Source organism: Marinifilum sp. D737, from assembly GCF_026672275.1.
Taxonomy (GTDB): Bacteria; Bacteroidota; Bacteroidia; order Bacteroidales; family Marinifilaceae; genus Marinifilum.
Genome location: NZ_JANQCD010000018.1, coordinates 1 through 13,968 on the forward strand (window position 1 = coordinate 1; position 13,968 = coordinate 13,968).

Genomic DNA, 13,968 nt, shown 5'->3' on the forward strand with positions numbered 1-13,968 from the left:
TCTGTAGAGATTATCTTTACGCCAACTGATAACAGCAATTACAATACAGTGAGCGGAAATATCAACATCACTGTGGATAAAGCGGATGCTACTGTAAGTGCTTGGCCAGCGGCAAGTAAAATCACCTACGGACAAAACTTAAGTGAATCAATCCTTACAGGAGGAACTGCCAATGTGGAGGGTAGCTTTGCTTTTACAAATCCATCAGCAACGCCAAACGCGGGAACACAATCTGTAGAGATTATCTTTACGCCAACTGATAACAGCAATTACAATACAGTGAGCGGAAATATCAACATCACTGTGGATAAAGCGGATGCGACTGTGAGCGTGTGGCCAACAGCTGGTACAATTACTTACGGACAGACATTGAGCGAATCTACCTTATCAGGAGGAACTGCCAATGTGGAGGGTAGCTTTGCTTTTACAAATCCATCAGCAACTCCTGATGCGGGAACGCAAGTGGTAGAGATTATCTTTACACCTACTGATGCTAGCAATTACAATACAGCAAGCGGAAATATCAACATTACTGTGGATAAAGCGGATGCTACTGTAAGTGCTTGGCCAGCGGCAAGTACAATTACTTACGGACAAGCATTGAATGAATCAATCCTTACAGGAGAAACTGCCAATGTGGACGGAAGCTTTGCTTTTGCAAATCCTTCTGCTACTCCGAACGCAGGAACACAATCCGTGGAGGTGATCTTTACGCCAAACAATTCGGATAACTACAATTCGGTAAGTAAGCTTATCAGCATTAGTATAGATAAGGCTGACCAGAACATTTTTTGGGATCAGGATTTAAGCTCTTTGATGGTTGATGACCAGGTACAGCTAACTGCTATTGCGGAAACTGATTTGCCTGTAAGCTACAGTATTTCTGACGAAGACATTGCACTTATCGAGGGTGATTTACTCACAATTCTGGAAGCTGGAGAACTTACAATTACAGCAACACAGGAAGGAAATCAAAATTATAATCCTGTAGAAGTAAGCAGAATCATTATCATTAAAGTTGTTACGGGTATTGATGATGGAATCAATAAATCAATTGAGCTAAAAGCCTATCCTAACCCAGTACAACGCAAAGTAAGCATCGATGGCCTGCAAAGGGGAGATAAAATAGCATTGTACAATCAGCTAGGAAAAATGATTCTTATTAAAGATGTACAAAACAATAAGGAGGTATTTGACCTTTCCGATTGTAAACCTGGCATGTACTTGTTTAAAGTTGTAGGAGGAAAAAGCATTCGAATACTGAAAATTTAAAATATCAATACATCAAGTTTTTCCCGAACTTCCTGATCAATTGGAGGTTCGGGATTTTTATTATCCAATTTAAATTTCAGTCCTGATAGTTATTTGAAATGCTTTAAGAGAAACGGTAATAATTATTAATGATCGGTATGATTTGGACTTCAACAACAAAAAAGCGACAACCCAAAGGCCATCGCTTAATATCATGAACTGATCATTGTTAACTGTTTCCTGCTAACTGATCACTGCTTAAACATGTTTCAAAATATCTTCCAAATTCTCGAATCTGGTTTTGTAGTCATTCATCGATCGGCTAATTACCTCATGTGCTTCTTCAACACCATAAGTATGTGTAATTTCTGCCTGACGATCTAAACCTGGCATATCCTTATAGGTTAAGAAATAATGCTTCAAACGGTCTACAATTACATCTGGCATGCACTTGATATCCGTAAACTGGCCGTAAGTGGCATCGTTAATCAAAACCGCAATAATTTTATCATCCGCTTCGTTCCCATCAATCATTCTAAAACCTCCAATCGGACGAACCTCTGCAATAATATCTCCATGAGAGATCGATTTTTCAGTAAGAATACAAATATCCAAAGGATCAGCATCACCTTTAATTCCAGGCTTTCCCGACTGCTCGCTACAGTATTCTCCAACAGAATCGCCACAATAAGTTTGTGGTAAAAATCCGTATAAGGCAGGAATTACATTCGAGTACTTCTGCGGACGATCAATTTTAAGATATCCGCTTACCTTATCCACCTCGTATTTAACTGTATCAGTTGGAACCATCTCGATAAATGCCATTACCGATTCTGGCGCATTATCTCCGATATCCAATCCATGCCATGGATGTGATTTGTATCGCAAGCCCATTAGTCTTGCTATCGGATCATTTAGTTTGTTTCCCATAGTAAGTGTTTCTTTAAAAGTATCGTTTTGGCACAACGATCTTAATTCATTTGGTATAAACAAATGTAGTAAAACAATATAAATATCTACCCAGAAGTCTTTTTCTTTTCTGTTAAATCACGAAAATTGAGTGTTTTCCGTCAAAAGTCAAACATATTTTCCTGTATAACAATTTTTAATCATCCCTAGTAAGCTAAACAGGATTAATAACAAGCTAAACAAATCCTAAATAATTCAGCAAATTCTTATTAGTTTTACGCCATACTTTAAGAATATTATGCCATATCAAATAAACAGCAACTATTTAGCCTTAAAATCCTTTGTTGAAGAGCTGCCTATTCGCTTTCCCAAAGAAGGTCAGTCAATTTATAAAGTTCGAAACGAAGTAAAGATTTTCGAAGTAGATGGGTTTCTTTTAAATGTAAAGAGCTATAAAGTTCCCAACCTATTCAATAAAATTGCATACCGTTACCTTCGTGGATCGAAAGCCAAACGATCGTATGAATATGCCGAATTTTTATTGAGCAAAGGAATTGAAACTCCGGCCCCGGTAGCTTGGGTTGAGTGCCATAATGGTGGCGTATTAAAAGAGAGTTATTTTGTAAGCATCCAACACAAACACGATTTTAACTTGCGCGATGTTCTCGAAGATAAAGTAGAGAACAAAACGCAAATTTTAAATGGTTTTGTGGATTACACGGTAAACAAATTGCACAAAAATGGAGTTTTTCATTTGGATTATTCTCCCGGGAATATCTTAATCCGCAAAGAAAAAGATGGATACTCCTACAGTGTAATTGACCTGAACAGAATGAAATTCTTCCCTATTGATACTGAAAAAGGAATGGAGAATTTAAAGCAACTTCATACCACAGCAGAGAACTATAAGATTATTGGAAGAAGGTATGGTGAGTTGGTGGGAATTGATCCTGAAGTCTGTGCTGAAAATTTGGTAGATATGGATAGAAAATACCAGGAATACCGAGCGCGCAGAGGCCGATTTAAAAGAATTTTTAAAAAGCGTAAATAATTTATACCGATTATTATTTGAAAAAATTTTCCCTGCTTCTTTGGTTTAACTTTGCTTTGCTCGAGCCGCATGGCTCTTACTTTTTGCATTGATCAAAAAGTAAGCAAAATCCCGATAGCTATCGGGACTAGGGCGTGTAAGCTCAAACTTCTTCTACTTGAAAAATTTAAGTGCGGCGGGTGATCTTCTCCCGATTATGATTTTTGTTGCATTTGCTTCTCAAATGCTTACAAAATCTATTTCGGGATCAGCTTCCCCTCCCGAAAGCTTTCAGGATTACTAAAAAGTTTTCTGCGTATAATCAGCTTGATCTTCCAATGCCCACTTTGGTCAATGGAACAAGGCTAAGTTAGATAATAATAAATCTAAAGAATTACCATTCCAAACAAACAGAGCAAAAAAAAAGCTGTTTCATTCATTTGAAACAGCTCTTAGAATATTTTTAAATTTTGTCTCTTCCCTTAATAAACTTCAAGAAATAATATTTCAACGGATTATCATACTTCAATTGCTTCCAAGGTCTACTACTGTGTGGTAGGTGTAAAACCGTATGTTTGCGAAGAATGTAATTTTTAAAGCCTAGCTTTCGCGACATTTTCGAAATGTATACATCAAACCAATCCTTTCCATCCGACAGCTCTCTAAAATCGAATGCTTTCAAATAATCCAAAGTAATTAATGTACAACAAAAGCTCAATCTTTTATTGGTTTCCATAATCTCCGGATCTGATTCTTTTACAAAGTTGTACGGGAAATTGTATTTCTCATCGCGGTCAACCGTTACAGAAGCTACCATTCCACAAGAATCAAGCTCTTTGCTATGCTTAAACAATTGCTCAATGGTATCTGGTTTTACCATCACATCCGATTCAATAATCAATAGCCCAGACTCATTTTTTATTGCTTCTTGCTGTGCTATCTGAAGTACCAATTTATAATTTGGTGATGGTGTATCGGTAATATCCCCCAGGTTCACCAAAGTATAATTCAAGCTTTCCTGGTGCTTGGTAAGATACTTTGTAGTTTCCTCTGTACTAAAATCGTTATAGATTTTGTAAGGAAATGAAACTGTTGATTTTGCAACAGCTTTAATGGTATCCTTGGTAGTATGTAAGGAATCTTTTACTGGTGTAATTATGGATAAATTCTTCATCTCGTTTTTCTTGTTTTCTATCGCCGACAATTTTGCAATTCTTAGCCCATTTATAAGTGGTTCATTTTTGGGACTAAAAATTTCCCGAAAATACATCATTTTTTTCTACTTATTAATGAATTTCAGCCTTTTTTGTTGGAAGCCACTTTCTATTTGAGGTAGAGCACTTCAGAGCGTCTGAATCTAACAGAAACTTCATGAATCTCCGTAAAAAATCATTGAGAACCTCACAACAAGTAAAACCCTCATTATTCATTACCAATAGTCATCACCCTCCCCAACCATCGCGGTCCAGACTTCTATACTGAATGGCTTCAGCCAAATGGTCGCTTTCTATGTTTTCCGATCCTGCCAAATCGGCTATGGTTCTCGAAACTTTCAGGATTCTGTCGTAGGCACGAGCCGAAAGACCCACTTTTTCCATGGCGGTTTTTAGCAGTTGGTTTCCAGCCTCGTCGGGCTGGCAATATTTACGCAATAATTTGGAGCTCATTTGAGCATTACAATGCATACCCTCCTCTTCTTTAAATCGTTCTTCCTGAATTTGTCGAGCTTGCTCAACCCTTGCTCTTATCACTTCACTTTTTTCCGATAATTGGGTATCCGATATCTTGTCGAAAGTTACCGGAACCACTTCGATATGAATGTCGATTCTGTCTAACAACGGACCACTAATTTTACTCAGGTATTTTTGTACCATTCCCGGAGCACACAAACAATCTTTCTCCGGATGATTGTAATATCCGCAAGGACAAGGATTCATGGAAGAAATCAGCATGGTACTTGCCGGGTAATCTACCGTGAATTTGGCTCGGGATATGGTAATGGTTCTGTCCTCTAAAGGTTGACGCATTACCTCCAAAACGGTTCGTTTGAACTCTGGCAACTCATCTAAAAATAATACCCCATTGTGCGAAAGAGAAATTTCGCCTGGTTGAGGATATGTTCCGCCGCCGACTAAAGCTACATCGGTAACCTTATGGAACTACGGGGGAATTCTCGAAAATTATTTTTATTGAACCATAATGACTTGATATGGTTCAGTAGGCATTTTGCAACTCACTGTATTTCTTACAGTTACAACCCCTACCAATATATAGAACAAGTTAATTGACCTATTATGGGTTAAATAAAAGAGAAATTTTATCGCAAAATTTTTTCACCTGCAATCTGTACCCTAGATTTGCAATGTATCTCAGAGACTACACATTTATTTTTTAGAACAACCACAATTGCAATACTTTCCTAGGATATTGGTTGTCGTAACATTTATTTAATTTATTAAACACATTATCATGGAAAAAAATGATACAAATACTGGTGTATTAAATAATCGCCAATTAGAACTAAAAGAAAGAATTCAAAATGCCATTGAAAAAGTGGGTGAAAGATTCTACTACGTACAAACAGGAAAAGCAATAGGGCTAAGCACTATGTTTCACTCCTTGAGAGATGAACTGATTAACTATCTCTTAGAAGCAAAAAACCTTGATGAGTTTAAAATCTCATATAGTATTGCACATGACTATCTTATTGTCAACGGGAATAGAGTTGATGGCTACATGATTTTTCAACGTGCTTTTGCTACAATTTTGCTCATGCACCAAGAAGGATATTTTTGGGATATATTTAAAAAGAGAGAAGGTTTTTTAAGTCCTGAAATTGAAACCTACATAACAGAGCAAATTAAGGGGCTTAATGAATTGATCATTGAAAGTTTGGATGAACCTATCCTAAAATAGTTGTTAACACAAATTATAGGGGGCTTAATTGCTCCCTATAAAAATTCTGTACTCTCCTATAACACTCATATTTCCTGATAGTTCAATATAGGTATTAACAACTTAAATTAAGAAATCATGACACAGAGACATGGCAGAGAGCCTTGGAGAGACCAAGTGCCAGTAACAATAGAAGAAGCGTACAATCGCATTAAAAATAAATATATACAATTAGTGAAAAAATCTGGTGTTAAAGAACCAGATATACGAAAAGATCAAGAAGATGCACTTCAAGCCTTAGCTCGTTATGCCGTCAAAATGGATGTTAACCGCATAGAACTTTTTAAAGGGAGGAATAAAGGCATTTTCATCTTTGGTAATTTGGGAACAGGTAAGTCTACATTGTTAAGAGCATTTATGGCGTGCATTAGTAGTAATGGTAAATGGCTACATGGTGAAGATGAACGGAGTACCAATACATTTTTACCTGCCGACAAAATGTTTGAGAGTATTTATGGATCATCTAGTAGTAAGTTCAGATATAAGCACAGTAAAGAATGTGTTTTTATTGATGATGTAGGCACAGAACAAGCGATGGTAAGTCATTTTGGAAACCCCAAATACCCATTTATAGAAATTGTCACTTCCATATATGAGAAGTTCAATGAGTCAAATTTTTTAGAACCTCAACAAACGCTGTTCTTAACTACAAACTTGTCACCTAAGAAGATTGAAGAAATCTATGGAGAACGAATCGCAGATCGTTTAAAAGAACTAGGATATCAAATAATAATTGGTGGAGATTCATTTAGAAACTTTGGTAAGATATGAAAGGATGGACATATATTTCAGATAAATTCTTTGCGGAATCAAAAGCTAGTTTACCTGCTAAACTTTTGTATTCAAAACTATTCTCACTAGCCAATGGTGCTAGTGAGATTTCTTACCCCAATTCATACTTCGCAAAGTTTATGGGTAAGAGTGAAAAGTCTATAAAGGACTACTTCAAGCAACTTGAGGAAATTGGCTACCTCTCGCGAAATATAAATGAGAAGGGGAAAACAGTACGTAAAATCACATTGTTGTTTAATATTGAAACAATGTCTTTTGAGAAACCAGGAAACCCTAAGAAAGAGGATTCCTCTCAATATGCCGAAGTCATTAAATTATGGAACGGTATCGAGGATTTTAAGAATATTACATCGCTAACACTCCCACAAAAGGAGGCTCTCACAGAATTGTTCAATAACTACAGTATTAAAGATTTTGAAACTGTCGTTGATAATATAAACAAATCAGATTTTTTAAGAGGGCATGTGAATGAAAACTGGCAAGCTTCTTTTGGTTGGGTGATAAAGCCTGAGAATTTTAAAAAGATTCTGAATGGAAAGTATAACCAACAGAAATCGGATAAACACAGCCACCCACATAATCATGTGGTAAATGGTAAGAAGCAATTAAATAAAGACGATTATGAATGGCGGTAACAAAACCGTACCTGAACCAAAACAGGGGTAACAATAACGTACCCCTAATTGGTTTTAGGGTAACAAAACCGTACCGTGTGCATAAAAACCACAAACGCTTATTTTACAAGGGTTTTAATGGATTAGAGCAGTATTTAGGGTAACAAAACCGTACCCAATATATAGTAAGTAAATATATAGTAAGTAGTATTTATTAAGTTGGTTTTGTGGAGAGGATTATTTCAATTTTTCAATTAATCGTTCTTCAATTTTGAATATCAATTTAAATACAAAATCAAAATATGGTTTTGCATAAGCCTTTGCAAACTCCTCCATTTGTAATGCTTGGAATGTAGGAATGATTTTTTGATCTACGCTTACTTCCTCCAATCCCTCCTTAGGATTGGTAAAGCTTCCCATATACATTTTTGTATTATCAGGTATATCTTTTAATATTTCACTAGAGTCAGCATGTGAAAATCCATTTCGCAATAAATTTCTAACAGTTTTATCGAGAAGTTTTTTCTCCTCATCCATTATTAACCCTAGCTTCTTACAAACACCAATAGTTTGCCCTAAATTCATCCCTCCATATTTTTCATTTGGTCTTTTGTAAGTATCATTCCATTGCTCAATTGGTATAGGTTCAATTCCAGCTTCATGGTTAATTAAAGCGAGTTTTAAGAGGCGTTCCAACAAATGATTTGTTAGGGTTATACTTGCTCTATTTAGTTCAAGAATCAAACATTTATTGATTTCAAAAATTAGAGTATTAAACTCACAGAATACCTTTAACTCAAACTCAAAGTATTTTCCTAAATCGGGATAATTCTTATTTAATTTTTCGATGAAGGCTTTCTCAAATACAGCTTTTTCCATAAATAAACTTTTATTGGTACAAACTAAAACCTAAATACTGCCATAGGGAGACAAACTAGCCACCCTTGGACACTTTAAGGGCAAAATGGTACGTTACCCCCACTATTGAATAATTGGTGTGTTAGGTGTTTTTAAATTATTGCATCCTTTCCTGGGTAATCATGATTTACCCATTCGGGTCTCTTTTGTAGAATTTCATAAATGTTTATATCCTCATAGTTTTCAGCCTTACCTAACCCTAATAAATCCTTTGTGATTATATTATGATGAGGTGCAGCAATTTCATACAAAAAGAATTCCCCTCTATTCAAATCTGTTCTATTTTTTATTATTCCAGCCTGTTGTAATTTGTATACATCTACATCTTCACAGGATAAATAGACCAATTCTTCCTGTTGCAGAAAAAACTCTCTTAGGATAGCTTTTTCATCGTGATTGAGATTTTCAAGTTTCTTTTCTCCTTGTCTTATTTTCAAATAAAGCCAATAGCTATCAAAATAGAATTTTAAAAGCCTGAATAATAGTGAAAAAATGGATAGAAGAACAAAACTAATAGAAAACAAAAATGTAACACCTATCCACTTTTTATATTCAAGTGCAAACTCATGTAAGCCTAGTAAGGTTTTAAAATCATGAGTTGAAAAAAGTATAATACCGGAAACAATACTTAAAAGAATATAAACCCTTACAGGAATCTTGTCCAAATCAATTAAGTCTGATATTTTAATATTCATCATCTAAAAATTAGTTGCCGAATGGGAATATTACAGGCACTTTAAAACAAATTGTACTTACGGAACTGTTGATCTCCTTTATATCGCCACCTGCTTTGAATAGGCTTGCTACATGAATTCCTGCACCAGCGTTAGACTCATCAGTAGTTGTAACGGCTACTTTAAAATCTATTATATGCTTATTGTCATTAGATATATCGTCTCTCATATATGCCTTCCCAAAATTAGGGTTTATTATTGCTCCATTTTCCTCGGTAGCTTTTTGAGCTTCTTTAATCCCATTAGTAATCTCAACCAATGTGTTTTTTACAAAATCTTTTAATTCCATATTGATTATAGTTTAAGCTCCAAATGCATAATTTAAATCACCAGCATCGCCATTTAAAAGGATATCTCGAAGGTATCTACCTCTTTCAGTAAACTCATAGATTCTATCTGTCTCAAATTCTTCGGTAATCTTAACTAAATCTAACATCAAAAATTCATCCATAACAGTTGAATTTAAATCTACCTTTTGCTTTTTGAGGATATATACGGTAATACGGTCAAACTCTTCCATCAAAGGGGGATTCTTCCTTAAGTCTCTAATTTGCTTTTTCTCATCTTCTGATAAATTGTATTTTGATTTATTATCATTAGAATCGATTACTTGTTTTTTTAGCCGATCTGCACCAAATGAAGATAGATTGCTTTTCTTCAAAATTTCATCTATTTCTGGCTCCAATTCCAGATTTACTACCTCTGGTGTTTCTTTTCTTTTGTTAAATACCTTTTCAAGCTCAACTAATTCATTTTGTTTCTGTTGATACTTTGTCTCTAGGTCATCTATTTTATTTTGCAATTGTAATTTAGCTTCTAATTCCTCATCATATCTTTTTTGAAGACGTTTCGTAGCTGTAACCTGCTCATCATACTTCTCAATTTTAACAACTCTCTTGGGAGCTATTCGGCTAGTCACCTCAGGTTGTATAATTTCCTCTGATGTCAATACAATAACCCTAGCTAGATTTATTAATAAATAAGAGATTACCATTACACATAATGCTATTAGTGTACAAACGAATAGATTCCAGACAAACGTCCAACCATCAAGATATGTAGCCATATATTCTAGCTTATCTTTTAGTTTGGTTGACTTCTCAAAATTAAATAAGGTGTAGACGAATTTGTAATTATGGATAATCCATACTCCGATAAGAGTTCCAAAGAAAGGATTAGTAGTTTTTGTTTTAATGTTATCTTTAAAAGAGACAAGGAAGTCTTTAATCATAGTTAGTGTATTGTTCTATTTCGCAATATCAAATATAACAATAATTGCACCTATTAACATTATAACATACCAATAAAAAAATAGCAAAGCAGTACTACAACAATTAAACCAATCGACACCCCAATGGTTTCTACCTTATCCGTTTCGTCAAGTGTAGGGTAAAATAATTTTAATAGATCAATCCAAAGTTTCCACATGGCAACAAGTATAAGTATGAAGATCCTTAGTATTTAGACACTAATCAAATTGTATATCATCATTATAAATAGAAGTATTTACAACCGTATGATTGTAAATTATATTTCAATGTAATATATTTGTATTAGAATAAGAAAAGGGAGCACCATCACGAACTCCCTAATCAACAGATCTAAACAACTAGCCAAACTACCGCAATTATGGTGGCAAGTACCAGTACTAAGCCCAATAATTCAGGAAGTTTTGAGTTGTTGAATTCAAAACTAAGTTTTACCATAATAGTAAAATTTTAATAATTACACAATACAAAGGTCGGCTCAATTGTTTTCCAGACAGGTGCCGCCTTTGTTTTATCAGTATAAAGATAACTCTTTTAAAATATAGAAAGTGGATTTTTTCAGTAAACGCCACCAAAGTTATCCACACATTCCTGTTAATTGCTTAACTATCAAGATCTCCACATTTAACATTCTGCAAAAAGTTTTCCAAACAGGAAACTCTTACTGTATTTTTCTTCTAATAAAATAATTCGAATTAAACAAAAATATTCATCACTATTTTTGCATATTTAGCGTAAAAGTTCTATAAAAATTAAATTCCCATTATGGGTTGGGGGGTATAGTTTACTTTGTGGATGCACACTCTCATACCAGCAGCCCTTCATCAAAACTTTTTCTCCCGACAGTTCGAATCATGGGGGCGGTGAACCAATAAATAGGAAAATAGCTTTACCACAGCCCCCTTTAACGCTTTGTATTGTAAATACTCTCAAGCTCTTTAACTAGGAAAATATGATTTAGTTCAATATAGGTATAAGGACACCTTCTCCTAAAGAGTAAAGAGTTCTTAACATGATTATATTTTGCAATTAGTTTAGGGTAGGTTTCCACATTACCTACCCTACTCTTTTAAATTGAAGTTCATTTTTAATTATATAGTAATCACGTATCTCGATTACCAAGGTTATACAAGGACTTAATCTAAGTTGTTGTTGCCGTTATTTTATGAATTGGGGGCTTAACCGCCCTCAATTTTTACTTTGAACTATACGATTTTCATTTACATAAATCTTCAAGAAAATCTGTTTTAAACAATGCAGTAGCCTTAATGGGGTTACTGCATTACTTTTTTGTAAAAACTGTTAAAAACACAAATAAACAACCATATGGATAGAATAAACACAAACCTAGATTGCCGTGACAACACGGAAAGGGAAATAATGAATTTTGCTAGGGCTGCATTAAACCTAGACGACGACGAGTTGTGTCAATTGAACATTGAAATACCTCGCTACTTAAAAGACAAACTGAAGGCTTACGCCTCCATTTCAAATAGAAGTTTAAAAGGACTTGTGATAGAAATACTCAGCAAGCAATTAGTAACAATTTAAATAATTCAAATTCTACAAGAATGAACTTTACAAAAACAATCAATCAAGTTAGACAGGCTGCCGACGGCAAAGATGATATGCAACCTGTAAAAGTAGAAAGAGCTTTAGAAGATATTAAAGGCTCTGAAAAATCAATTTTTAAAGCCTATACCAATGCTTTAACTTTCTACAAAATGGGAGTTAATGTTATTGATGATTCTGACCGAGCAGGATATATTATTACTGCATATTCAGATTTCATCAAAGCGGCTTTGGTTGATGAATGGGATTTAAAAATAACTGCCGATTTTAAATGGGAAAGTGATGGCAAACTAACGGTATTTGGTCGAACAAAAATGCCTGAAAAGACCTATACTAATGATGATGAATACACCATTGAAACTATCGAAACTACCATTAAATTCTCTGATGATACTACGATTGTAGCTACATCAAATGAGTTTGGTGAGTATTCAGCTACATCAGCTGCTCCCCAATCTGTAGGTATCGTAACTGTAACAGATTCCGTTGGCGGAGTTGGTAACCTAAACACTTCCGATGTAACCATACAAAACATCAATGGCGATAAGCTAAAAGGAAGAAGATTCACGGCTTCGGTTACTTTCTCAACGGAGTTACTTAAAAGCCAGAACAAAGATGCCGAAATCCAATCAGCAATTCAGTTAGCAATTGATAAAGAAATTACAAAGTACATTATTCAAAAGGCTTTGGCTAAATCACAATCAGTTGCTGACCAAACTTTAGGCGTAGCAGGTTTATGCAATATTGAAGAACCTGTAAAAACTAGTGGTATTTATATTACCGACCCTACCACTTTTAAAGCTGGTAAACAAATTGGTGTAAATAACGGGTATTTATTCACAGGCGGAAAATCAAGCGCAAAGGCTTTTGATGGTCAATTGCTCTTTACCCCTGCCATTGAAGATTTACCTGATAACTTCGGGCAAAAGGTAATGTTTGGTGACCCAAGTCAAATTACCGTGGCTTTGTACGGTACTTACATTGGTGTTGACCGATACACTTACCAAAAGAAAGGCAAAATTGTTTTGACAATAGATTCTTATGCTGAGGTTGACCTAACTTCAGATAAGGCTTGGTCTGTAGCTAATATTACAGGCTAGGTTATTTTCAAGTTCGTCCTTACGACTGCTCCCATATTTTGGGGGCAGTTTTTTAGAACTAAACTCAGAACAACGATGAAAGTAAAAGCTAAAAAATTAACCCCTGACAAGGTTCGGGAGGTTAGAGATTTCCTCGAAGTAAATAAATATTTATCAACAGAAGAGAAGTGGACATACCGACAAATAGCAGATTATTTCGAGGTAACAATTAATCAGGTACAAGGAATTGCCTTAGGTAATTACTCCTTAATTATTTAACTCCAAATACACAGTATAACATGGCAAAATATAAAACTTATATACTAGCACTATGCGTGTGGTGTTTCGCACGTATTTGTCTCCCTAAGCAACAATGGAAGCAATTCAAACACAACTTACTTCCACAACTATTTAAAATGACCAATGAAGTAGCAATTTGTACTGAGGATTTATACTTGGTCACTCGCTGTAGTTGGGATGATTTCTGCAATTTTTACCGTGATGATTCAAGAATAGAAGCAAGAGAGTTTCTTCATCTCTTTAATAGTTTTCATGGAAAAGAGGGCGATGATGCCTGGACAGATATTATTCAAGCCAATGAGAATAGTAAGACTAGAACGAACCGATGATTATAGTGAAACAATTCATCTAACGCCAAACACTAAGCACTATTTAGACTTTTCCATATCGGAAACATATCCATTAGATAATCCACATTGGGAATTAAAAGTAAGAGCAGAACTATATCTGCGGCAAGATGGTTACCCCATTCCAATAAAGTGTAAACATAGATACGCAGAACCCCCACCACCGCCTGACTCATTTTATTATACCCATGAACGTGTG

The 13,968-nt window shown here is 35.1% G+C and carries 15 protein-coding genes and 1 pseudogene; 8 read left to right on the top strand and 8 right to left on the bottom strand.

Annotated features, from left to right (window positions below):
* On the top strand, positions 1-1,272 hold a 1,272-nt coding region (locus NQ163_RS11810), incomplete at its 5' end, for a T9SS type A sorting domain-containing protein (protein WP_268190525.1).
* 237 nt (positions 1,273-1,509) lie between these two features.
* On the opposite strand, the gene NQ163_RS11815 is transcribed toward NQ163_RS11810, so the two are convergent.
* Positions 1,510-2,181, bottom strand: a complete 672-nt coding sequence (locus tag NQ163_RS11815) for an inorganic pyrophosphatase (protein ID WP_268190526.1) — start codon at positions 2,179-2,181, stop codon at positions 1,510-1,512.
* Between the two features lie 277 nt (positions 2,182-2,458).
* Between NQ163_RS11815 and NQ163_RS11820 the strand changes: the two genes are divergently transcribed.
* Entirely contained in the window at positions 2,459-3,211 is a 753-nt protein-coding gene (locus NQ163_RS11820; RefSeq protein ID WP_268190527.1) for a lipopolysaccharide kinase InaA family protein, read from the top strand.
* 442 nt (positions 3,212-3,653) lie between these two features.
* Here NQ163_RS11820 and NQ163_RS11825 read toward each other — a convergent pair whose 3' ends face one another.
* The 3 genes and pseudogenes from NQ163_RS11825 to NQ163_RS11835 form a co-directional block, all read right to left on the bottom strand.
* Positions 3,654-4,364: a hypothetical protein gene (locus NQ163_RS11825; protein WP_268190528.1), complete on the bottom strand. Its 711-nt coding sequence runs from the start codon at positions 4,362-4,364 to the stop codon at positions 3,654-3,656.
* Positions 4,365-4,632: 268 nt separating this feature from the next.
* A complete protein-coding gene (locus NQ163_RS11830) occupies positions 4,633-4,941 on the bottom strand; it encodes a hypothetical protein (protein WP_268190606.1) in 309 nt (102 codons plus the stop codon).
* 21 nt (positions 4,942-4,962) lie between these two features.
* Positions 4,963-5,334: pseudogene (locus NQ163_RS11835) on the bottom strand (ATP-binding protein); the annotation flags it as partial.
* Positions 5,335-5,659: 325 nt separating this feature from the next.
* Between NQ163_RS11835 and NQ163_RS11840 the strand changes: the two are divergent.
* The 3 genes from NQ163_RS11840 to NQ163_RS11850 all read left to right on the top strand — a co-directional run bounded on the left by NQ163_RS11840 (position 5,660) and on the right by NQ163_RS11850 (position 7,572).
* Positions 5,660-6,106 (top strand): hypothetical protein, encoded by a 447-nt coding sequence (locus NQ163_RS11840; protein ID WP_268190529.1) that lies wholly within the window; start codon positions 5,660-5,662, stop codon positions 6,104-6,106.
* A 117-nt stretch (positions 6,107-6,223) separates the two neighbouring features.
* A complete protein-coding gene (locus tag NQ163_RS11845; protein WP_268190530.1) occupies positions 6,224-6,916 on the top strand; it encodes a hypothetical protein in 693 nt (230 codons plus the stop codon).
* A complete protein-coding gene (locus NQ163_RS11850) occupies positions 6,913-7,572 on the top strand; it encodes a helix-turn-helix domain-containing protein (protein WP_268190531.1) in 660 nt (219 codons plus the stop codon). Before NQ163_RS11845 ends, NQ163_RS11850 begins: the two co-directional genes overlap by 4 nt.
* A 216-nt stretch (positions 7,573-7,788) precedes the next feature.
* Here NQ163_RS11850 and NQ163_RS11855 read toward each other — a convergent pair whose 3' ends face one another.
* The 4 genes from NQ163_RS11855 to NQ163_RS11870 form a co-directional block, all read right to left on the bottom strand.
* Entirely contained in the window at positions 7,789-8,430 is a 642-nt protein-coding gene (locus tag NQ163_RS11855) for a hypothetical protein (protein ID WP_268190532.1), read from the bottom strand.
* A gap of 131 nt (positions 8,431-8,561) precedes the next feature.
* Complete coding sequence (locus NQ163_RS11860) at positions 8,562-9,164, bottom strand: super-infection exclusion protein B (protein WP_268190533.1); 603 nt, start codon at positions 9,162-9,164, stop codon at positions 8,562-8,564.
* A 10-nt stretch (positions 9,165-9,174) separates the two neighbouring features.
* A complete protein-coding gene (locus tag NQ163_RS11865; RefSeq protein ID WP_268190534.1) occupies positions 9,175-9,492 on the bottom strand; it encodes a hypothetical protein in 318 nt (105 codons plus the stop codon).
* A 12-nt stretch (positions 9,493-9,504) separates the two neighbouring features.
* Positions 9,505-10,434 carry a hypothetical protein gene (locus NQ163_RS11870; protein ID WP_268190535.1) on the bottom strand — a complete coding sequence of 310 codons (930 nt, stop codon included), beginning with the start codon at positions 10,432-10,434 and terminating at the stop codon, positions 9,505-9,507.
* Between the two features lie 1,608 nt (positions 10,435-12,042).
* On the opposite strand from NQ163_RS11870, the gene NQ163_RS11875 reads away from it, so the two are divergent.
* From NQ163_RS11875 to NQ163_RS11885, 3 genes are all read left to right on the top strand, one after another.
* Entirely contained in the window at positions 12,043-13,143 is a 1,101-nt protein-coding gene (locus NQ163_RS11875) for a hypothetical protein (protein ID WP_268190536.1), read from the top strand.
* Positions 13,144-13,218: 75 nt separating this feature from the next.
* Positions 13,219-13,401 (top strand): hypothetical protein, encoded by a 183-nt coding sequence (locus NQ163_RS11880; protein WP_268190537.1) that lies wholly within the window; start codon positions 13,219-13,221, stop codon positions 13,399-13,401.
* A gap of 137 nt (positions 13,402-13,538) precedes the next feature.
* Entirely contained in the window at positions 13,539-13,751 is a 213-nt protein-coding gene (locus NQ163_RS11885) for a hypothetical protein (protein WP_268190538.1), read from the top strand.
* Positions 13,752-13,968: the final 217 nt, after the last annotated feature.

What these genes read in the sequence shown, in the direction of transcription:
- NQ163_RS11815 (WP_268190526.1), bottom strand. Translation starts at nt 2,181, where the DNA reads ATGGGAAACAAACTAAATGATCCGATAGCAAGACTAATGGGCTTGCGA.
- NQ163_RS11820 (WP_268190527.1), top strand. Translation starts at nt 2,459, where the DNA reads ATGCCATATCAAATAAACAGCAACTATTTAGCCTTAAAATCCTTTGTT.
- NQ163_RS11825 (WP_268190528.1), bottom strand. Translation starts at nt 4,364, where the DNA reads ATGAAGAATTTATCCATAATTACACCAGTAAAAGATTCCTTACATACT.
- NQ163_RS11840 (WP_268190529.1), top strand. Translation starts at nt 5,660, where the DNA reads ATGGAAAAAAATGATACAAATACTGGTGTATTAAATAATCGCCAATTA.
- NQ163_RS11845 (WP_268190530.1), top strand. Translation starts at nt 6,224, where the DNA reads ATGACACAGAGACATGGCAGAGAGCCTTGGAGAGACCAAGTGCCAGTA.
- NQ163_RS11850 (WP_268190531.1), top strand. Translation starts at nt 6,913, where the DNA reads ATGAAAGGATGGACATATATTTCAGATAAATTCTTTGCGGAATCAAAA.
- NQ163_RS11855 (WP_268190532.1), bottom strand. Translation starts at nt 8,430, where the DNA reads ATGGAAAAAGCTGTATTTGAGAAAGCCTTCATCGAAAAATTAAATAAG.
- NQ163_RS11860 (WP_268190533.1), bottom strand. Translation starts at nt 9,164, where the DNA reads ATGAATATTAAAATATCAGACTTAATTGATTTGGACAAGATTCCTGTA.
- NQ163_RS11865 (WP_268190534.1), bottom strand. Translation starts at nt 9,492, where the DNA reads ATGGAATTAAAAGATTTTGTAAAAAACACATTGGTTGAGATTACTAAT.
- NQ163_RS11870 (WP_268190535.1), bottom strand. Translation starts at nt 10,434, where the DNA reads ATGATTAAAGACTTCCTTGTCTCTTTTAAAGATAACATTAAAACAAAA.
- NQ163_RS11875 (WP_268190536.1), top strand. Translation starts at nt 12,043, where the DNA reads ATGAACTTTACAAAAACAATCAATCAAGTTAGACAGGCTGCCGACGGC.
- NQ163_RS11880 (WP_268190537.1), top strand. Translation starts at nt 13,219, where the DNA reads ATGAAAGTAAAAGCTAAAAAATTAACCCCTGACAAGGTTCGGGAGGTT.
- NQ163_RS11885 (WP_268190538.1), top strand. Translation starts at nt 13,539, where the DNA reads ATGACCAATGAAGTAGCAATTTGTACTGAGGATTTATACTTGGTCACT.